This is a genomic window from Sphingobium sp. RSMS (assembly GCF_005406185.4).
Classification (GTDB): domain Bacteria; phylum Pseudomonadota; class Alphaproteobacteria; order Sphingomonadales; family Sphingomonadaceae; genus Sphingobium; species Sphingobium fuliginis.
In genome coordinates, this window is sequence record NZ_CM191257.1 from 2,712,339 (window position 1) to 2,731,938 (window position 19,600).

17 protein-coding genes are annotated in these 19,600 nt (G+C 65.7%); 8 read left to right on the plus strand and 9 right to left on the minus strand.

The features are described from left to right. Positions 1 to 342 precede the first annotated feature (342 nt). Together EGM87_RS13125 and EGM87_RS13130 are read right to left on the minus strand one after the other, a co-directional pair. Positions 343 to 1,716 carry a cytochrome P450 gene (locus EGM87_RS13125; RefSeq protein ID WP_044660393.1) on the minus strand — a complete coding sequence of 458 codons (1,374 nt, stop codon included), beginning with the start codon at positions 1,714 to 1,716 and terminating at the stop codon, positions 343 to 345. Continuing rightward, positions 1,713 to 2,840 carry a hypothetical protein gene (locus EGM87_RS13130; RefSeq protein ID WP_137710188.1) on the minus strand — a complete coding sequence of 376 codons (1,128 nt, stop codon included), beginning with the start codon at positions 2,838 to 2,840 and terminating at the stop codon, positions 1,713 to 1,715. The genes EGM87_RS13125 and EGM87_RS13130 overlap by 4 nt, the downstream gene beginning before the upstream one ends. Positions 2,841 to 2,861: 21 nt before the next feature. Here EGM87_RS13130 and EGM87_RS13135 point away from each other — a divergent pair, with 21 nt between their 5' ends. Beyond that, on the plus strand, positions 2,862 to 3,155 hold the full coding sequence (locus EGM87_RS13135; RefSeq protein ID WP_025551496.1) for a hypothetical protein: 294 nt from the start codon (positions 2,862 to 2,864) through the stop codon (positions 3,153 to 3,155). A 5-nt stretch (positions 3,156 to 3,160) separates the two neighbouring features. Further along, positions 3,161 to 3,988 carry a 3-deoxy-8-phosphooctulonate synthase gene (gene kdsA / locus EGM87_RS13140; protein WP_044662825.1) on the plus strand — a complete coding sequence of 276 codons (828 nt, stop codon included), beginning with the start codon at positions 3,161 to 3,163 and terminating at the stop codon, positions 3,986 to 3,988. A gap of 101 nt (positions 3,989 to 4,089) precedes the next feature. Here kdsA and EGM87_RS13145 read toward each other — a convergent pair whose 3' ends face one another. The 3 genes from EGM87_RS13145 to EGM87_RS13155 all read right to left on the minus strand — a co-directional run bounded on the left by EGM87_RS13145 (position 4,090) and on the right by EGM87_RS13155 (position 8,762). Beyond that, positions 4,090 to 5,355 carry a glutamate-5-semialdehyde dehydrogenase gene (locus EGM87_RS13145; RefSeq protein WP_044660395.1) on the minus strand — a complete coding sequence of 422 codons (1,266 nt, stop codon included), beginning with the start codon at positions 5,353 to 5,355 and terminating at the stop codon, positions 4,090 to 4,092. A 253-nt stretch (positions 5,356 to 5,608) separates the two neighbouring features. Next, positions 5,609 to 6,253: a class I SAM-dependent methyltransferase gene (locus EGM87_RS13150; RefSeq protein ID WP_137710186.1), complete on the minus strand. Its 645-nt coding sequence runs from the start codon at positions 6,251 to 6,253 to the stop codon at positions 5,609 to 5,611. A 214-nt stretch (positions 6,254 to 6,467) separates the two neighbouring features. After that, positions 6,468 to 8,762, minus strand: a complete 2,295-nt coding sequence (locus EGM87_RS13155; RefSeq protein ID WP_025551488.1) for a CDC48 family AAA ATPase — start codon at positions 8,760 to 8,762, stop codon at positions 6,468 to 6,470. Positions 8,763 to 9,100: 338 nt separating this feature from the next. Between EGM87_RS13155 and EGM87_RS13160 the strand changes: the two genes are divergently transcribed. After that, positions 9,101 to 9,982: a LysR substrate-binding domain-containing protein gene (locus tag EGM87_RS13160; RefSeq protein WP_025551486.1), complete on the plus strand. Its 882-nt coding sequence runs from the start codon at positions 9,101 to 9,103 to the stop codon at positions 9,980 to 9,982. A 77-nt stretch (positions 9,983 to 10,059) separates the two neighbouring features. Next, positions 10,060 to 11,223, plus strand: a complete 1,164-nt coding sequence (locus tag EGM87_RS13165) for a GGDEF domain-containing protein (protein WP_025551484.1) — start codon at positions 10,060 to 10,062, stop codon at positions 11,221 to 11,223. A gap of 142 nt (positions 11,224 to 11,365) precedes the next feature. On the opposite strand, the gene EGM87_RS13170 is transcribed toward EGM87_RS13165, so the two are convergent. After that, on the minus strand, positions 11,366 to 12,037 hold the full coding sequence (locus tag EGM87_RS13170) for a glutathione S-transferase family protein (RefSeq protein WP_025551482.1): 672 nt from the start codon (positions 12,035 to 12,037) through the stop codon (positions 11,366 to 11,368). 181 nt (positions 12,038 to 12,218) lie between these two features. Between EGM87_RS13170 and acs the strand changes: the two genes are divergently transcribed. Together acs and EGM87_RS13180 are read left to right on the plus strand one after the other, a co-directional pair. Further along, on the plus strand, positions 12,219 to 14,162 hold the full coding sequence (acs, locus tag EGM87_RS13175; protein ID WP_137710185.1) for an acetate--CoA ligase: 1,944 nt from the start codon (positions 12,219 to 12,221) through the stop codon (positions 14,160 to 14,162). A 21-nt stretch (positions 14,163 to 14,183) separates the two neighbouring features. After that, complete coding sequence (locus tag EGM87_RS13180) at positions 14,184 to 14,696, plus strand: cytochrome b (RefSeq protein WP_048578408.1); 513 nt, start codon at positions 14,184 to 14,186, stop codon at positions 14,694 to 14,696. A 190-nt stretch (positions 14,697 to 14,886) separates the two neighbouring features. Here EGM87_RS13180 and EGM87_RS13185 read toward each other — a convergent pair whose 3' ends face one another. Next, positions 14,887 to 16,095, minus strand: a complete 1,209-nt coding sequence (locus EGM87_RS13185; protein WP_137710184.1) for a UbiH/UbiF/VisC/COQ6 family ubiquinone biosynthesis hydroxylase — start codon at positions 16,093 to 16,095, stop codon at positions 14,887 to 14,889. 182 nt (positions 16,096 to 16,277) lie between these two features. Further along, on the minus strand, positions 16,278 to 17,369 hold the full coding sequence (locus tag EGM87_RS13190; RefSeq protein WP_025549772.1) for a branched-chain amino acid aminotransferase: 1,092 nt from the start codon (positions 17,367 to 17,369) through the stop codon (positions 16,278 to 16,280). Positions 17,370 to 17,522: 153 nt separating this feature from the next. On the opposite strand from EGM87_RS13190, the gene EGM87_RS13195 reads away from it, so the two are divergent. Together EGM87_RS13195 and EGM87_RS13200 are read left to right on the plus strand one after the other, a co-directional pair. Next, the gene (locus EGM87_RS13195; protein WP_137710183.1) at positions 17,523 to 18,539 is read left to right on the plus strand and encodes a threonine aldolase family protein; all 1,017 of its coding nucleotides are present in this window, start codon (positions 17,523 to 17,525) and stop codon (positions 18,537 to 18,539) included. Next, entirely contained in the window at positions 18,536 to 19,426 is an 891-nt protein-coding gene (locus EGM87_RS13200; RefSeq protein WP_137710182.1) for a DMT family transporter, read from the plus strand. Before EGM87_RS13195 ends, EGM87_RS13200 begins: the two co-directional genes overlap by 4 nt. Here the strand turns inward: EGM87_RS13200 and EGM87_RS13205 are convergent. Then, on the minus strand, positions 19,423 to 19,578 hold the full coding sequence (locus EGM87_RS13205; protein WP_171010063.1) for a hypothetical protein: 156 nt from the start codon (positions 19,576 to 19,578) through the stop codon (positions 19,423 to 19,425). The genes EGM87_RS13200 and EGM87_RS13205 overlap by 4 nt on opposite strands. Between the last annotated feature and the right edge of the window lie 22 nt (positions 19,579 to 19,600).

A 19,600-nucleotide genomic window follows, 5' to 3' on the forward strand; every position in this document is an offset into this window, starting at 1 on the left:
GGCGCGATGGTTCGGACGTATTCAAAGAGGGGTGCTGGTTAGGCCGGGCAAGGCGGAATAGGACAGGCTGAAACTGTCCCGGCGCAGGAAATAGGATGGTTTTCGAGGCGGGTGTCGCTTTTGGGTTACGCATGCCGAGTTGAGATACGGACCGGTGATTGCTCGTCTGGTTTCGACCAATCCAGGACATTCCCCTCCCGTAAACGGGAGGGGTTAGGGGTGGGCGCGAGCGTAGCGAGCTTCTGACTTAGCCGTTGCAAAACAGCGCAGATGCCGCGCCAGCCCACCCCCTAACCCCCTCCCGCCTGCGGGAGGGGGAATGTCCGCAATCCACCCCATCCGTCAAAGCCGGACGGCATCGAACATCAGCTTCATCCCCGTCCTTGGCCGGATGGTCAGGCGGCTGATCGGTTCGGGCCTGAACCCGTCGGGCACCGACAGGCGGTAGCGGCGCAGGACGCTGGCGATCACCGTCATCACCTCCTGCTGTGCAAAGCCCGCGCCCACGCAGACCCGGGGCCCGCGGCCGAAGGGAAACCAGGCCTGGCGCACCATCTCCGCATTGGCGGGATCTTCGAAGCGTTCGGGCATGAAGCTGTGCGGACAGGCCCAGTTGTCCTTGTTGCGCTGCGTGAGCCAGGGGGCGACGACCAGCATTGCGCCTTCCTCAAGGCTCTTGTCGCGCATCGGCATCGGGCAGGTCACTTCGCGCGGGAAGAAGGCGACGGGCGGATAGAGGCGCAGCGTTTCGCGGAAGATGTTGCGGATCGCCCCCATGTCCTTGAGCATCGCGGCGGTGAGCGGCGCGTCCCCGGCGAGCTGCTGCACCTCCGTGCGGGCGGCGTTCTGGATATGGGCGCATTCCGCCAGCATGTAGAGCGCCCAGGTCATGGTGCTGGCGGACGTTTCATGGCCGGCGAGGAAGACGGTGGAAACCTGGTCCATCACCTGTTGCAGGGTGAAGGGGTCGCCGGTTTCGGGATGCTTCGCCTCGATCAGCGATTGGAGGATGTCCTTGTGCGGCGCCTCGCCGCGCTGGTGGAAGCCCTCATGGCGCGCTTCGACGATGGGACGGAAGACCTCATGGATCGCCTTTGCCGGGGCCAGCGAGCGTTTCTCGAACCAGCGCGCCGGAAAGCCGTAGAGGCGCAGCATCGAGGCGCTGTGGGCGAGCCGCTGGAAACGGCCGAAGGCGGTGTGGATGATGTTGGAGCGGCGCTCGTCCAGCGGCTCCGAGAAAAGCGTGCGGAAGATGATGTCGGCCGCCACATGGGTCATCATCGGGTCGATGTCGACCGGCTTGCCCTTGTCCGCCGCGTCGAGCCGGGCGAGCAGGTCGTCGGCCGCCGCTACCATCAGCGGCATGGAGCGGTTGAGCGCGGTGTGGGCGAAGGCGGGGTTCACCATGGCGCGCTGGCTTTCCCAATCCTCCCCATTGGCGGAGAAGACGCTGTTGCCGATCAGGGGGGACAGGTTGCGGACCAGTTCGCGATGTTTGGGATAGGCCGTGCCGCCGCGCAGGATCTGGTCCACCAGCGGCAGTTCGTTGGCGATGTACATGGTCTGGCCGGGCATGCGGATTTCGCCCAGCTTCATCGTGTAGCTCTTCTCGAACAGGACATGAATCCAGCTATGCCAGCCCCGGAAGAAGCGCTTGACGAGGCCACGGCGGGTCCGCGGCGGTTCGGGATAGGGCGGGGTGAAGGGCTGCGTCATGGGATCGTCCTGAACTGCGCTATGGCTTCGTCGATGGTGCGGCGGCCGGCGGTGAGGCTGACATAGTCCACCGGCGACAGGCGGTCGCCCACGCGCAGATAGTCGAAATGCGCCTCATATTTGTTCGACCAGCCGCCATGATAGTTTTCCGGATCGTAGAAGAGGTGGAAGCGGGGCGAGAGCAGGTCGACGCGCGCCGCGCACCGATCCGAAACGAGGCGGATCGGATGGACGCCATGATAGGCCGCGCCATCGGGGGGAGCGGAGAAATCGACGAGGCGGAAGGGCTTGTCGTCCAGCGCCTTGAGGTCGGCATGATACCAGCGCGCATCCTTGCGCAGGGCGATGACGGGAACGACCTGGCCCAGGGTGAGGACGGTGAAATTTTCGGGCAGCGGCCGGTCGCCGCGCAATTCCAGGATGCGGCGCAGCACGCTCATCGCATAGATGGTGCCGTTGCTGTGGGAGGCGAAGACGACCTCGTCCCAGGGGCCGTCCACCTCCGCCACGATGCGGGCGGCGAACTGGTCCAGGCGCTCGTCCATATCCGCACCCGGGCCTTTGGCGGCGACGCTGTGGTTGTAAACCATGAAACGGAGCAGCCAGGGCACGATCAGCTTGTTGAGCAGGCGGCCCGACAGAGCCACGCTGACGGCGATGCCGATCAGCGCGGCGGCCCAGAAGGGCATCAGCAGCGAAAGCGGCAGCGCGGGTATCAGCGCCAGCGCCAGTGGGATCAGCACCGCCAGCAGCGGCGGATAGAGGATGGTGATGACCGGCCCCGGACGCAGTTTCCGCATCCGCAGGAACTGCATGTGGCGGGCATGGGCGCCATATGTGGCGATGGAGCGCCACGCCAGCAGCAGCGGATTGCGTATCCACACCTTGCCGACCAGATCCTCCCAGCGGAGGAACTCATAATCGGTCTCGACCCCAGCGCCGTGGTTGGTGACGGTCCAACTGGCGGAAGAGGCCGGGCCGGAGCGGCGGGCGCTGACCTCTACCCATTCGCCCGACAGGCGCGTGTAGGCTTCCGCCTGCTCGCGGTACATCTGGTGGTAGAAACGCACCCCGCGCGGGTCGAAACCGCCAAGGTAGAAGACTTTACGCTTGAACTTTTCCATGGCCCCTGTCCACATCGGGCCATGACGACACCCGAACGCGATTACTGCTATTTCATAGACCACCGCAAATACAACCGAAACATCGGTTGCCGGCGTCACGACAATGCCTATGGCATCAACGGCGGCGGCAGCGAGCGGGACCGGTGGCGGGCGGACCTTGCCTTTTACCGGCACATGAAGGGGGAAGGCGATCCGATGGCGCTGCCCTCGCTGCTGGCCTGCCTCGTCTTCGGCTGGTTCTGCTGGAATTATCATCCCGGCAAGGGGCTTTGGCGCGGGCAGCTCTTGCGCCGCTTCGTCAAAGCGCCGAAGTGAGCGCGATGATGACAGCCAAGCATGTTTCCATCGGGTCGGTTACCGTCGGCAACGACCTGCCCTTCGTCCTGATCTCCGGCCCCTGCCAGATCGAGAGCCGCGACCATGCGATGATGATGGCGGAAAAGCTATCCGGCCTTGCGGGACGTGCCGGGGTGCCATTCATCTTCAAATCCTCCTTCGACAAGGCGAACCGGACCTCCGTATCGGGGCAACGGGGCGTCGGGATCGATACGGGGCTGGCGATCCTGGCGGAGGTGAAGGCGGCGTTCGGCTGTCCGGTGCTGACCGACGTGCATGAGGCCGGGCAGGTGGAAGCGGCGGCGGAGGCTGTGGATATTCTCCAGATTCCCGCCTTTCTGTGCCGCCAGACCGATTTGCTGCTGGCGGCGGGGCGGACCGGCGCGGTGGTCAATGTGAAGAAGGGGCAGTTCCTGGCGCCGTGGGACATGGCGGCGGTGGCGCAGAAGGTCGCGTCGACCGGGAATGAGCGGATTTTGCTGACTGAACGAGGGGCGAGTTTCGGCTATAACATGCTGGTCAGCGACATGCGCTCGCTGCCGGCGATGGCGCAGACGGGCTATCCGGTGGTGTTCGATGCCACCCATTCGGTGCAGCAGCCGGGCGGATTGGGATCGGCTTCCGGTGGGCAGCGGGAATTTGCGCCGGTGCTGGCGCGCAGTGCCGTCGCGGCGGGTGTCGCCGCGATCTTTGCCGAGGCGCATGACGATCCGGACCATGCGCCTTCGGACGGGCCGGTGATGCTGCCGGTAGAGTGGGTCGGGCCGATGCTGGAGAAGCTGAAGGCGATCGATGGGGTGGTGAAGGGGTAAGCGCCACCCTCTCCATTTTGAGCACCACCCTCTCCCCGTTCGGGTTGAGCCTGTCGAAGCCCTTCGACAAGCTCAGGGCGAACGGAGGAGGGGTTTGGGCATTACGGCCGGGTCTGCCCCGTTCCGCGCACCAGCCATTTATAGGTCGTCAGGCCTTCCAGCGCCACCGGGCCTCTGGCATGCAGGCGGCCGGTGGAGATGCCGATTTCCGCGCCCAGCCCGAACTCGCCGCCGTCCGCGAACTGGGTGGAGGCGTTCCACATCACGATGGCGCTGTCGACCGCGTTCAGGAAGCGCTCGGCTCTCTCCGCATCCTCGGTGATGATGGCGTCGGTATGGTGGCTGGCATGGGCGGCGATATGGGCGAGCGCCTCGTCCAGCCCGTCCACGATCCGCACAGAGACGATAGCTTCGAGATATTCGGTATCCCAATCCTCGTCCGACGCCGCCGTGACGCGGCTGTCCATCGCCTGCACGGCCTCGTCGCCGCGCACTTCGCATTGGGCGTCGAGCAGCGCCTTCACGATGGCGGGCGCCTCAGCATAGGCCTTGTCGATCAGCACCGTCTCGGTCGCGCCGCAAATGCCGGTGCGGCGCATCTTGGCGTTCACCACCAGCTTTTGCGCCATGTCCGGATCGGCCGCGCCGTCGACATAGCTGTGGTTGATGCCGTCGAGATGGGCGAGGACGGGCACGCGCGCCTCTTCCTGCACGCGGGCGACCAGGCTCTTGCCGCCGCGCGGGACGATCAGGTCGATGAATTCCGACGCCTTCAGCAGCGCGCCCACGGCGGCGCGGTCCGTGGTGGGGACCAGTTGCACGGCATCGGCGGGCAGGCCGGCGGCGACGATCCCCTCGACCATCGCGGCGTGGATGGCGCGGTTGCTTTCCTTCGCCTCGCTGCCGCCGCGCAGGATCACGGCATTGCCGGCGCGCAGGCAGAGCGCGGCGGCGTCGGCGGTCACATTGGGGCGGCTTTCATAGATGATGCCGATGACGCCCAGCGGCACGCGGACGCGGCTCAACTCCATGCCGTTGGGGCGGACCTGCCTGTCGATCACGCTGCCCAGCGGATTGATGAGGATCGCGACCTGATCCACGCCCGCCGCCGTCGCAAGGACGCGGTCCTCGTCCAGCTTCAGCCGGTCGAGCATGGCGGGCGACAGGCCGTTGGCGGCGGCGTTTTCCATGTCCCGGGCATTGGCGGCGATGATCCGCGGCGCCTGATCCCGCAGCGCCTGCGCGGCGCGGCGCAGCGCGTCGATCTTCTGCGCGTCGCTGGCGGTGGAAAGCTGGGCCGCCGCCGCGCGGGCACGCGCGCCCATGGTCGCGATCAGCATTTCGGGGGTCTGGGTCAGGTCGTTCATGAACTATCTCGCCGTGTTTCGCGCCGGGCCTTATCATGAAAGCCGGCCGAAGCGAAACGATCGTTGCGGCAACCTTAGCCGGCAACCGGGCCATGGGTCGCAATATGGCCCGGCCGCCGGAGGCAGAAGGTCTGCCTATGCGGGGCGCGTAGCGACCGGCGCTGCATGGCGCATACCCCAAATGGGGTATAGACCTGCCGGACAGGACAAAATCCCGGCGAAATGACGTAAATTCAACAGGAAGGCGGAAGGGTCAGGCCACCTGGGCCAGGATTTCCCGCTTCACCGCCGTGAACATCCGGCACGGTGGAATATTGCGCCACTCCACCCGGTCGCCGATTTCGTCGAACAACGGCGACAGCAGGCGGCGGACATGGCCGGAATATTGATAGACCAGAAATGCGCCGCCGGTCTTCAGCACCGAGCGGGTTTCGGCGCAGATCGCCTCCCCCACGCCGCCGGGCAGGGTCGAGAAGGGAATGCCCGACAGGACATAGTCCGCCTGGGCATAGCCGGCCTCCTTGATGAAGCGGCGGACATCGGCGGCCGAACCGTGGACGATGCGCAGCCGGGGATCGTCGATCTCCGCCTCCAGATAGGCGACGAAGTCGAGATTGAGGTCGATCGCCAGCAGGGTGGCGTCCGGATGCAGCCGGTCGAGAATGGGCCGCGTGAACGTCCCGACGCCCGGGCCATATTCCACGAACAGCCGGGTCCGTTGCCAGTCCACGCCCTCCAGCATGCTGTCGACCAGCATTTGCGAGGATGGGATGACCGATCCGATCATGCCGGGATGCTTGATGAACTGCCGGAGGAACATGCCCCATTGACCCAGGAAGGTGGAGGACGGTTTTCCGGAAACGGCCCGGTTCTTTTTCTTCAAAGGGATGGAGGCCATTCATTCTCGCCTGTCTGCCTTGCCTGTCCGACTCGCAAAAATCGCACGGGCATGCAAGCGCCTTCGCGGTGGAGGGACAAATAGGTCGGAGGGACCGGCATCATCAGGTCATGCGCATGCGTTCCCGCGAAGGCGTTCAACAGGGCAGCAGGCCTTTCGGGAACCCGGTTCAAACGGCGGAACCGGGTTCCCGCCTTCGCGGGAGCATGTCCCTTCATTCAGTCCTGGCGCGCGCCCGCAACATGCCGGGCGACACGAAGCCGATGGGATCGATCTGCATCACGCTCTGCTTCAGCGTTGCCTGGATCTGCTCATATTCCCGCTCCATTTCGGGCGTGACGGAGGCGCGGGTATCCTCCAGCGCGGCCTCGAAATGCGCCTGCGTGACCTTGTCGACCGACAGCGACTGGCGCAGCGCGACCAGGCCGGCGCGGCGGACCAGATCCTCCAGATCGGCCCCGGTGAACCGTTCCGTGCGCTCCGCCAGCGCATCCAGGTCGACGTCCTCGGCAAGCGGCATCTTGCCCGTGTGAATGGACAGGATGCGCCTGCGCCCCGCCTGATCGGGCACGGGGACATAGATCAGCTCGTCGAACCGGCCCGGCCGCAGCAGCGCCGGATCGATCAGCGTCGGGCGATTGGTCGCGCCGATGACGACGACGGACTGCAATTCCTCCAGCCCGTCCATCTCGGCCAGGATGGTGTTCACCACCCGCTCCGTCACCTGCGGTTCGCCAAGGCCGCCGCCGCGCGCCGGAACCAGGCTGTCCAGTTCATCGATGAAGATGACCGTCGGCGCCACCTGCCGCGCGCGGGCGAAGAGGCGGGCGATCTGCTGCTCGCTTTCCCCATACCATTTGCTGAGCAGGTCGGACGATTTGGTGGCGATGAAATTGGCCTGCGCTTCCCGCGCCACGGCCTTCGCCAGCAGCGTCTTGCCGGTGCCGGGCGGACCGTAGAGCAGGAACCCCTTGGCCGGGCGGATGCCGATGCGGCGAAAGGCGTCCGGGTCCTTGAGCGGCAGCTCCACCCCTTCCTTGAGGCGCATCTGCGCTTCGTCCAGGCCGCCGATGTCGGCCCAGCCGATATTGGGCGCCTGTACCATCACCTCCCGCATGGCGGAGGGCTGGACGCGCTTGATCGCGGCCATGAAGTCGTCGCGCGCGACGGACAGTTCCTCCAGCACGTCAGGGGGGATCGTTCCCTCCTCCAGATTGAGCCGGGGCATGAAGCGGCGCACGGTCTCGATCGCCGCCTCGCGGGTCAGCGCCGCCAGATCCGCACCGACAAAGCCATAGGTCATGCGCGCCAGTTCACCCAGGTCGACGCCGTCGGCCAGCGGCATGCCGCGGGTGTGGATGCCCAATATCTCCCGCCGTCCGCGCTCGTCAGGCACGCCGACGATGATTTCCCGGTCGAAGCGGCCGGGGCGGCGCAGCGCCTCGTCTATCGCTTCCGGCCGGTTGGTGGCGGCGATGACGACCAGATTGGTGCGCGGTTCCAGCCCGTCCATCAGCGTCAGCAACTGGGCGACGAGGCGCTTTTCCGTCTCCCCGGTCACATTGCCGCGCTTGGGCGCGATGGAATCGATCTCGTCGATGAAGAGGATCGACGGCGCCGACTTGGCGGCCGCCTCGAAAATCTCGCGGAGCTGCTTTTCCGACTCGCCATAGGCCGAACCCATGATCTCCGGCCCGTTGATCAGGAAGAATTCCGCTTCCGATTCATTGGCGACGGCGCGGGCCAGCCGGGTCTTGCCGGTGCCCGGCGGGCCGTGGAGCAGCACGCCCTTGGGCGGGTCCACACCCAGCCGCTCGAACAGTTCGGGATAGCGCAGCGGCAATTCCACCATTTCCCGCAGCTGGTCGATGGCTTCGGCCATGCCGCCGACATCGTCATAGGTGACATCGGCGCGGCGGGATTCGCGGGGCTCCTCATATTCGGCGCGCAGTTCCACTTCCGTGTCGGCGTCGATATGGACGATGCCCTTGGGCACGGTCGACACCACGACCAGGCGGATTTCCTGCAGGGCATAGGCCGGGGCGGCCAGCATCTGGCGCAACTGGGGCGGCATGTCGCCGGGCGGCACCTGTTGCTGTCCCGCAGTTGCGACGACATCGCCAGAGGCGAGCGGCCGCTGGAAGAAAACGCGCTTCAGCGCCTCCGGATTGCCCTGCAACCGCAGATTATTTTGTGCAGGCGCGAAGACGACACGCTGGGCAGGCCGGGGATCGACCTTCCGGATGATCACGAAGTCGCCCGATCCGACGCCGGCATTGGCCCGCTGAAGCCCGTCGAGGCGAAGGACATCTAGCCCCTCATCCTCCTTATAGGGCCGGACCACCCGCGCGGGGGTCGACCGCTTGCCCGCGATCTCCACCACATCGCCTTCCGCAAGGTGGAGTTCCGCCATGACCGCCAAAGGAAGGCGGGCAAGGCCGCGCCCCGCATCCTCTGGCCGCGCGTTGGCCACCTGTATCCTGCGTCCTGCGGTTTCTTCTTCGGCCACTTCGCCTTCCCCGTTCTGTTCGCTGCGTAACGAGATAGGGAACGTCGCGGCTGAGGGAAAGGGGCCATGGCGAGCCCCGAAACGAATAAAAAAAGGGCCGGCCCGAAGGCCAGCCCGGAAAGTTTATAGGAGAGGATGCCTGAAAGGCCTTTCCTATGTGCAGTGCGGGATGTATTTTCGCAAGTGCGAAAAGAATCGAGGAGTTGCAATTTTTGCATCTTGCCAACTGCCCTTTTTTCCTGCTCAGTGGAATAAGGATGCTTGAAGCCGGTTTGCGCGCCGTTCCAGAAGAAGCAATGATGCGTCGCAGCGGACCGGCCAGATGAACATGACGGTTTATGCGTAGATTGCCGCCCCTTACGGCCCTGGAGGCCTTTGTTCAGGTCGCCCGCCTTGGATCGGTCAAGGCGGCGGCGGAGGAACTCGCGCTCTCGACGCCCGCGCTCAGCCGGCGGGTGCAGGCGCTGGAACGGTTCATCGGCCGGCCCCTGTTCGACCGCAAGCATCAGGCGCTGGAAATCAATGCCGACGGGCAACGCCTGCTGGACGACATCGCGCCGGCGCTCGATTCGCTGAGCCAGGCGCTGGAGAATATCCAGAGCGGCGGAAACCAGTTGCGGCTGCGGCTGGCGGTCATGCCGCTGTTCGCGACGCAAAGGCTGTTCCCGCATCTGGGCGCCCTTCGGCAGCGGCATCCGCAGCTTCATATCGACATCGAGACCACCCCCTATGCCGTGGCGCGGCTGGGCGAAGGGCTGGACGCGGCGATCGTGCTGGCGAAGGACATCGATCCCGCGCTCTACGCCCATGAGCTGGACCATGACGAGGTCTATCTGATCGGGCGCAAGGCGTTGCTGGAGGCGCCCAATGCGCTGACCGCCCCGCAGGAGCTGGCCAATCATACGGTGCTGCTGCATCGCGACATGGCGCTCGCCTTCGAGGCGTGGAAGGAAGCGGTGCACCTGCCCGACCTGCAACCGCTGGCGATCGACAATTATGATTCCGGCCAGTTGATGCTGGAGGCGGCGGCGCAGGGGCTCGGCATCGCCGTGATGCACGCCAGCCACTATAATGAAGCGCAGGATTCCCGGCTGGTCCGGCTGTTTCCGGAAAATCGGGTCGAAAGCCCCTATCGCTATTTCTTCGTCTGCCGGCCGCGCGCGCTGCAGACCCGGGCGGTGCGTATTTTCCGCGACTGGCTGATCGGCGCGGACATATAATCGAGGACGATCAACGCCTTGCGCCTTTTCGCTTGGCATGTCCTTAACCTTGTTTATCGCCGGTCGTTCTAGCGGACATGACTGGGGCATCATCTTCCGCAAACGCGCAACATGGTCTGACCGACCGCCTGGCCCGCTGGGCCAGAGGCCTGTCAGGCAAGACCGACGACGAGGCCATGGACGAGCCGGAGCAGCCGCAACGCGCCCGGCACGGCAGCGCTTCCAGCCGGGAAATCGTCCAGCGGCGCAAGCTGTACGAGGACATAGGCGATTTCCTGTTCGCCCATGACCTGGACCTGACGCCGCTCAATTTCGGCGTCGCCCATGATTATCTGACCGGATCGCATATCGGCGTGGAAAAGGCCGTGAAAGCGGTGCTGGCCGAACGCGGCAAGATCACCAATGGCTGGGTCGAAAATGTCGCCGCCGAACAGCGCAACGACGAGGTCACGCCCGAAGCGCTTGCTTCGATGCTCGACAAGGTCGAGGAGAATCTGTCGCAATTCACCGGGCTGATGACCGAATCGCGCAATTCAGCCAAGGATTATGGCGCGGCGTTGCAGGAAGAGGTGAAGGGCCTGGCCGCCGGTTCCGACAACCAGCCGGTGCTGGCGCGCCTGGTGGCGCTGACCCGATCCATGGTGGAAAAGACCCGGCAGGTCGAAAGCCAGCTTCGCGACAATCAGAAGCAGACGCAGCTTCTGAAATCCAATCTGGAAAGCGCGCGCCGCGCCGCCGAGCACGACCATCTGACCGGCCTGCCCAATCGCCGCGCCTTCGAAGGCACGCTGCGCGAGGAACTGGCGCAGGCGCAGAAGGAAGGGCAGCAACTGGCCGTCGCCTTTTGCGACATCGATCATTTCAAGCTGATCAACGATACCCATGGCCATGATACCGGCGACCGGGTGCTGAAATTCGTGGCGGGATTGCTGTCCAAGGTCAGCAACGACCAATGCCATGTCGCGCGCCATGGCGGCGAGGAATTCGTCATGCTGTTCCGGGGCAAGACCGCCGCCGAGGCATGCGAAGCGGTGGACAGCGTGCGGCAGGACCTGTCCACCCGCAGCCTGGTCAACCGGGCCAATGGCGAGCGGATGGAGCGGGTCAGCTTTTCCGCCGGGGTCGCCAATGTGCTGGCCTATGAAGACCCGCGCGCTGCGCTGAAGGCGGCGGACCGCGCGCTCTACCTGGCCAAGGAGCATGGCCGGAACCGGGTATATCTGGCCGCGGAGCTGGATTGACCCCCACCTCCCCCTCCTGCAAGCGGGGGTCGGAGGGCGGGCTGGCGCGACATCGGCGGCGGTTCTCTACCTCTAGGCTGGAAGCTCGCTGCGCTCGCGCCCACCCCTGCCCCCTCCCGCTTGCGGGAGGGGAATGTCAGTATTAAAAATCCGGCTTTTCATAATGGGGCGGCGGGGTGATCACCTCCATCCGCTCCGACAGAAGGGGCCGGAAGGAAGGGCGCGACTTGAAGCCCGCATACCAGCGCTTCACCGTCTCATGCCCGGCCCAGTCGATGCCGCCCAGATAATCCGCCACCGAAAGATGCGCGGCGGCGGCGATGTCCGCCAGGCTCAGCGTTCCACCCGCCATCCAGGCGCGATGGTCGAGCAGATAGTCCATGTAATCCATATGGACATTGGCGCGCTTCATCGCTTCCCGCAGCACGCGGGCATCGGGCGGCGCGCGCTCTATCAGGCGCTTCTTCATCCGTTCATGCAGGAGCGGGCCGACGACGTCGCCGTAGAAATTCTGGTCGAAGAAGGCGGTCAGCCGCCGCACCTCCGCCCGACCCGCGGCGGTGCCGGAGATCAGCGGGAATTTCTCCACCGTCTCCTCGAAATATTCGCAGATCGCCTGGCTGTCGATCAGGGTCACGCCCTTTTCCTGATCCACCATCACCGGCGTCGTGCCGGCGGGATTGAGATCGAGGAACTCGTCGCGCGCTTCCCAGGGCGATTCGCGCACCAGGTCGTAGCCCACGCCCTTTTCACCGAGCAGCAGACGGACCTTGCGCGAGAATGGACAGAGCGGAAATTGGAAAAGTTGCCACATATTCCCTTCCTGTTAGGCCGAGCCGGCTCATGCGAAAAGCGGCAAATGGCATGATCCTGCTTAAATCCAGTGCGACATGAGCGGAAACTGTGGCCGGGGAAGAACGATCCTGTCTTCCTGTCGCCGCGGCTTGGTTCTAGGAGGACGCCAAGCGATGGTTTCGTGAAGGAAAGGATGCTGCATGTCTGACGATTTTTTCCCGGTTCCTGCCGAATGGGCGTCTTCCGCCCTGTTCGACCGGGACGGACGGGCGGCGGACTATCGACGGTCCATCGATGCCGCCGACGCTTATTGGCTGGAGCAGGCGAAGCGGCTGGATTGGGTGAACTTTCCCACGAAAACCAATGAGAGCAGCTTCCACGAAGCCGATTTCGGGGTGAAATGGTTTGCTGACGGCGTGCTGAACGTCAGCGTCAACTGCATCGACCGGCATCTGGCCGAACGCGGCGACCAGACCGCGATCATCTGGGAACCGGATTCGCCGGACGCGCAGCCGCGCCGCTACACCTATGCCGAGGTGCATGAGGAGGTCTGCCGTTTCGCCAATGTGCTGAAGGCCGCAGGGGCGAAGAAGGGCGAGCGGATCACCGTCTATATGCCGATGATCCCGGAAGCCGCCTTCGCCCTGCTCGCCTGCGCGCGGATCGGCGCGATCCACAGCGTCGTGTTCGGCGGTTTTTCGCCGGAGGCGCTGGCGGGACGGATCATCGACTGCGATTCCACGCTGGTGATCACCGCCGACGAGGGGTGCCGCGCGGGCAGGCAGGTGCCGCTCAAGACCAATGTCGACGCGGCGCTGAAATTATGCACCAGCGTCCGCAAGGTGATCGTCGTCCGGGCGACCGGTGGGGCTGTCGCCATGGCCGAGGACCGCGACCTGTGGCTGCATGAGGAGGCGGCCAAGGCGTCGGCGGATTGCGCGCCCGAGCCGATGCAGGCGGAGGATCCGCTGTTCATCCTCTATACATCGGGTTCGACGGGAAAGCCCAAGGGCGTGCTGCACAGCACCGGCGGCTATCTGCTCTGGGCCAGCCTGACGCATGAGCTGTGTTTCGACTACCGGCCCGGCGACATCTATTGGTGCGCGGCGGACATCGGCTGGGTCACGGGGCACAGCTATATCGTCTATGGCCCGCTGGCGAACGGGGCGACGACGCTGATCTATGAGGGCGTGCCCAATTATCCGACGCCCAGCCGCATCTGGGAGGTCGTGGACCGGCATCAGGTGCAGACCATCTTCACCGCGCCCACGGCGCTGCGCGCGCTGATGAAGGAGGGGGACGAGTTCGTGCATTCAACCAGCCGCCAGTCGCTGCGCCTGCTGGGCACGGTGGGCGAGCCGATCAATCCGGAGGCCTGGCGCTGGTACCATCATGTCGTGGGCGAGGATCGCTGCCCGATCATCGACACCTGGTGGCAGACCGAGACGGGCGGGGCGATGATCGCGCCGATGCCGGGCGCGACGGACCTGAAGCCCGGTTCCGCGACGCTGCCGATGCCGGGCGTGGTGCCGCAGATCGTCGATGCGGAGGGCCATGTGCTGGACGGCGCGGCCGAGGGCAATCTGGTCATCGCGCAAAGCTGGCCGGGCCAGATGCGCACCGTCTGGGGCGATCATGAGCGTTTTTTCCAGACCTATTTCACGACCTTTCCCGGCAAATATACGACCGGCGACGGGGCGCGGCGGGACGAGGACGGCTATTACTGGATTACGGGGCGCGTCGACGACGTGATCAACGTGTCGGGCCATCGCATGGGCACGGCGGAGGTGGAAAGCGCGCTGGTGCTGCACGAGGCGGTGGCGGAGGCGGCGGTGGTGGGCTTCCCGCACGACATAAAGGGACAGGGCATCTACGCCTATGTGACGCTGAACAGCGGCGAGGAAGCGACCGACGAACTGCGCCAGGCGCTGGTGAAATGGGTGCGCAGCGAGATCGGGCCGATCGCGACGCCCGACGTGATCCAGTTCGCCCCCAGCCTGCCCAAGACCCGGTCGGGCAAGATCATGCGCCGCATCCTGCGCAAGATCGCGGAGGGCGAGGTGTCCGCCCAGGCGCTGGGGGACATTAGTACACTTGCCGACCCGTCTGTGGTGGATAATCTGGTCGCCAATCGTCAGGGGTAAGAAGCCAGGCAGGAGTATGGGATGGATCGCTACAGTCACGTTGCGCGCGCGCTGCACTGGATCATGGCGATCCTCATCCTGTTCAACCTCTTCCTGGGCTTTGCGCATGACGCGCTGCCCAGGGAGTGGAAGGTGATGCCCGTCCACAAGTCGATCGGGCTGACCGTGCTGGCCCTGACGGTCGCGCGCATAATGTGGCGCTTCACGCGCAGCGCCCCGCCGCTGCCAGCCGAAATGCCCGCATGGGAAAAGGGGGCGGCGCATCTCACGCATTTCGCCTTTTACGCGTTCATGCTGGTCCTGCCGCTGACCGGATGGATCATGACGTCCGCCGGCGACCGGCCCCTGAACTGGTTCTTCCTGTTCGACGTGCCCAAATTCGCGGTGGCGAAGGGCGATGCGATCGTCGGGATTTCAGGGGAAGCGCATGAGGTTCTGGGTTTCGTCTGGGTGGCGTTGCTCATCCTGCACGGGCTGGCGGCGATGCGGCATCATTTCATATTGAAGGATGGCGTGCTGCGGCGGATGGTCTGATCGGTGTATGGAGGGGTGGAATCAGGACATTCCCCTCCCGCAGGCGGGAGGGGGTTAGGGGGTGGGCTGGCGCGACATCAGCGCTGTTTTGCAACGGCTAAGTCAGAAGCTCGCTATCCTCGCGCCCACCCCTAACCCCTCCCGTTTACGGGAGGGGAAAGTCTTGGATTGGCCAGAAACAGCCTCATAGCTACACCATCTCGCCCGTCAGCAGGCGCGGCAGCGCGCCGGATTGGCCCCGCGCCTCCGCCATGAAACGGTTCTTGAGCAGCGACGTGCGCTGCACCGTCGCCAGCCCGGCGCGGCGGACCAGCGAGGGAATGCGCCCCGGCACGTCGAACAACCGGACCAGCCCGTCCATCGCCACGCTGGTCATCATCGCGTCCAGACCGCGCCAGCGCTGATAGCGGGCGAGCAATTGCGCGTCGCCCGGATCGAGGCCGAGCCGCATGCCCTCCACCAGCACCTCCACCAGCGCGGCGACATCGCGGAAGCCGAGATTGAGCCCCTGCCCCGCAATCGGGTGGATCGCATGGGCGCTGTCGCCCACCAGCGCGAGCCGCGTGTCGGTGATCCGCGCCGCATGGTGGAAGCCGAGCGGATAGCTGGAGCGCGGCCCGGCCAGCGCGATCTCGCCCAGGAAGCCGCCCATGCGCTTCTGCGCCTCCGCCAGCCAGGCCCGTTCGGACAGCTTGAGCATGGCGGGAGCCTGCTCGGTCGGCACGGTCCAGACGATGGCCGAACGGGTGCCCGGCAGCATCGGCAGTAGCGCGAAGGGGCCGCCGGGATAGAATATCTCATAGGCCGTGTTGGCGTGCGGCACGGCATGGTCGATGGCCGTCACCATCGCGACATGCTTGTAGTTCCAGCGCGTGGTGCGGATGCCCGCCGCCTCCCGGGTCGGGCTGTTGCGGCCCTCCGCCGCGACCAGCAGCGCGCCGTGGAGGGTTTCGCCGCTGGCCAGGGTCAGCGTCACGCCGTCGGCGTTGCGGTCGACATGCAGCGCCCGCTCGGGCTGGAAGCGGGTGAGATTCTCCGCCTTTTCCGCCGTTTGCGCCAGGGCGACGCGCAGGTCGCGATTGGGGAACATGATCCCCATCACGCCGTCATCCGCGTCCGGCGCGAAGTCGAGCGCGCCCGGCTCCAGCCCGTCGCTGACCCAGATGCGGTCGATGGGGCAACCCCTGCCGTCCAGATGATCGGCCACGCCTATGGCCGACAGCATGGCGAAACTGGTGGAACTGATGGCCGAAACCCGCCCGTCGAAACCGGCGGCGGTGGTCTCAACCGGATTGGCGGGATCGATCACGGCGCAGCGCACGCCATGGCCGGAAAGCGCGATGCCGAGGGTCAGGCCGACCAGGCCACCGCCCAGAATGACGACGTCGAAGCGTTGCATGAGGGCGGTTCTAGGCGCTCATGAGGGGATTGGGAAGGGCGTCAGAGCGCCTCCCCTCTCCTCCGTTCGCCCTGAGCTTGTCGACCCGAAGGGCGGCGATAGCCAACGGCTCCACTTTCTTTGAAGAAAAGTGAAGGGCTTCGACAGGCTCAGCCCGAACGGAGGAGGGGTATGTTGATCCGTTACAGCTTCCGCACCCAGTTCGCCGGATCGGCCACCGTGCCGCGCTGGATGCCGGTGAGGTCGGCGCGCAGCGCTTCGGTCACGATGCCGCCGTCGCCATTGCCGATGGTGAAGTCGCCATCGACGCTCTTGACCGTGCCGATGGCCGTCACGACCGCCGCCGTGCCGCAGGCGAAGGCCTCCCGCAGCTTGCCGCTGGCGGCGTCGGCCCGCCACTGGGCGAAGCTGTAGGGTTCCTCGCGCACTTCATGCCCCTTGGCGCGGGCGAGCGAGAGGATGCTGTTGCGGGTGATGCCCGGCAGGATCGTGCCGGACAGCGGCGGGGTGACGATGGACCCGTCGTCCATCACGAAGAAGACGTTCATGCCGCCCAGTTCCTCGACCCACTTGTTCTCGGCGGCGTCGAGGAAGACGACCTGGTCGCAGCCATGCTGGATCGCTTCCTTCTGCGCCACCAGCGAGGCGGCGTAATTGCCGCCGCATTTCGCAGCGCCAGTGCCGCCGCGCGCCGCGCGGGTGAAATGTTCCGACACCCAGAGCGTGACCGCCTTCTTCCCGCCCTTGAAATAGGCGCCGGCGGGCGAGGCGATGACGCAGAAAATATATTCGTTCGCCGGGCGCACGCCCAGGAAGGTCTCGCTCGCGAACATGAAGGGGCGCAGGTACAGGCTGCCCTCCCCGCCCGGAATCCAGTCGGCGTCGATCTTCACCAGTTCCTCGACCGCCTCCAGGAAGAGGTCTTCCGGCAAAGCGGGCATGGCCATGCGCTCGGCCGACTCAGCGAAGCGGCGCGCATTTTCCTCCGGCCGGAACATGGCGATGCTGCCGTCCTCCAGACGATAGGCCTTCATCCCTTCGAAGATTTCCTGCGCATAATGCAGCACCGCGCAGGCCGGATCGAGCTGGAAGGGTTCGCGCGGGCCGATGGCGTGGCTGTGCCAGCCCTGCCCTTCCGTATAGCGAATCGTGACCATATGGTCGGTGAAGAGCTTCCCGAAGCCGGGGTCCGCCAGCAATACCGCGCGCTGGTCAGCCGACACAGCCTTGCTGCTGCGGGTGACGGTGAAGCGCGATGTCTGCTGGACGTCCATGACGAAAAACTCCTTTGGGTTGGACGCGCCGCCTATGTCACAGATGGCGGCGCGAAACAAACGGTCAATATTGCTGACCCATGTCGCCGCCCATAGCCGATCCGATGGGGGTGGCATCTTGGCGCTGGAGCGCGGCGGGGCTATCGCTGCGCCATGCACTTTTTTTCCGACAATGCGACGCCGGTCTGTCCGGAGGTGATGGCGGCCATCGCGGCCGCCGACCATGCCGACCATGGCTATGACGGGGATGGCTGGAGCGCCCGGCTGAACGGCGCCTTTTCCGACCTGTTCGGGACGCAGGCGGTGGCGCTGTGGATCGCGACGGGCACGGCGGCGAACAGCATCGCGCTGGCCTGCCTCTGCCCGCCCTATGGCGGGGTGCTGTGCCATGAGGAGGCGCATATCGTCGTCGACGAATGCGGCGCGCCCGGCTTCTACACCCATGGGGCGAGCCTGATGGCGCTGCCCGGCGCGGGCGCGAAACTGTCGCCCGATGCCGTGACCGCTCGGCTGAGGGCGATCCGCCCCGATGTGCATCAGGTGCCCGCGCGGGCGATCAGCATTACCCAGGCGACCGAATATGGGGTGGTCTACAGCCCCGATGAGGTGGCGGCGTTGGGTGCTCTGGCGCGGGAATATGGGCTGGGTTTCCACATGGACGGGGCGCGCTTCGCCAATGCGGTGGCGCATCTGGGCTGCCATCCGGGCGATGTGACCTGGCGGGCGGGCGTCGACATACTCTCTTTCGGCTGCGTCAAAAATGGCGGGATGATCGGGGAGGCTCTGGTCTTTTTCGGGGACCGGGCGGAGGCGCGGGCGGCCGAAGCGGCGCGTTGGCGCAAGCGGGCGGGGCATCTCTTCTCCAAGGGGCGCTATCTCGCGGCGCAGGCGCTGGCGATGGTCGAGGGCGACCTCTGGCTGCGCAATGCGCGGGCGGCCAATGCGGCGGCCCAGGCGCTGGCGGAGGGCGCGGCGGGTCGGCTGATGCATCCGGTCGAGGCCAATGAGCTGTTCGTGCGGCTCACCGAAGCGGAAAGGGCGCAGTTGCGGGCGCAGGGCTTCGATTTCTACGATTGGGGCGCGGATGCGGCGCGGCTCGTCACCAATTGGTCGCAGGATGCCGCCAGCGTGCAGCCTCTGGCCGATGCGCTGAGGGCGTTGAAGGGATGAGGCAAGGCAAGGGCGTCGTCCTGCCCTTCATCCTCGTCACGCTGATCTGGAGTTCGACCTGGATCGTCATCCGCGACCAGTTGGGCAGCGTGCCGCCAAGCTGGTCGGTCTGCTACCGCTTCCTGCTGGCCGGGGTGGCGATGGCGATCTTCGCCCGGCTGCGCGGCGTGCCGCTCAACATCGGCGGCAGGGGGCTGGTCTTTGCGGGCCTGCTGGGCGTGGCGCAGTTCGTGATGAACTTCAACTTCGTCTATCGCGCCGAGCATTTTCTGACGTCCGGCGTGGTGGCGGTGGTCTATGCGATGCTGCTGATCCCCAACAGCGTCCTTGCTTTCCTCTTCTTCCGCCAGCCGGTGAGCCGGGCTTTCATCGCCGGATCGGTGGTGGCGGTGGCGGGGATCGCGCTGATGCTGGCGCATGAATATCGCGCCGCGAGCGTGCGGCCGGACATGGTGATTCTGGGAGCCGCTTTCTCCGTTGCGGGGCTGCTGAGCGCGTCCGCCGCCAATGTCATGCAGGGGATGGAGATCGCCCGGCGGCTGCCGATGGTGGCGGTGCTGGCCTGGGCGATGCTGATCGGCGCAGGGGTGGATGCGCTGTTCGCCTGGGTTACGACCGGGCCGCCGGTGATCGAGGCGCGGTGGAGCTATCTGGCGGGAATCGCCTGGCTGGGGCTGGCAGGATCGGTCGTGACCTTTCCGCTTTATTTCCGGCTGATCCAGAGCATGGGCGCGGGGCGCGCGGCCTATACCAGCGTGCTGATCCCGGTGATCGCGATGCTGATCTCCACGCTGGTGGAGGGCTATCGCTGGACGGCGTTGGCGGGTGCGGGCGCGCTGCTGGCGATAATCGGGATGGTCGTGGCGCTGCGGACCAAGCAGGCTTAGCGGCGGACGCCCGGTTGGTATAGCCGCTTGGCCGCATTCACCCGGTTGATCAGGCTGGCGAGCGGGACAGGCGCGGATGCGGCGCGTTCGGGCAGGGACAGGCTGTTGATGCGCTGGCCAAGGGCGGTGAAGGCGTGATCGAAGCGGTCCATCTCTTTAGTCCCCGAAAGCTGA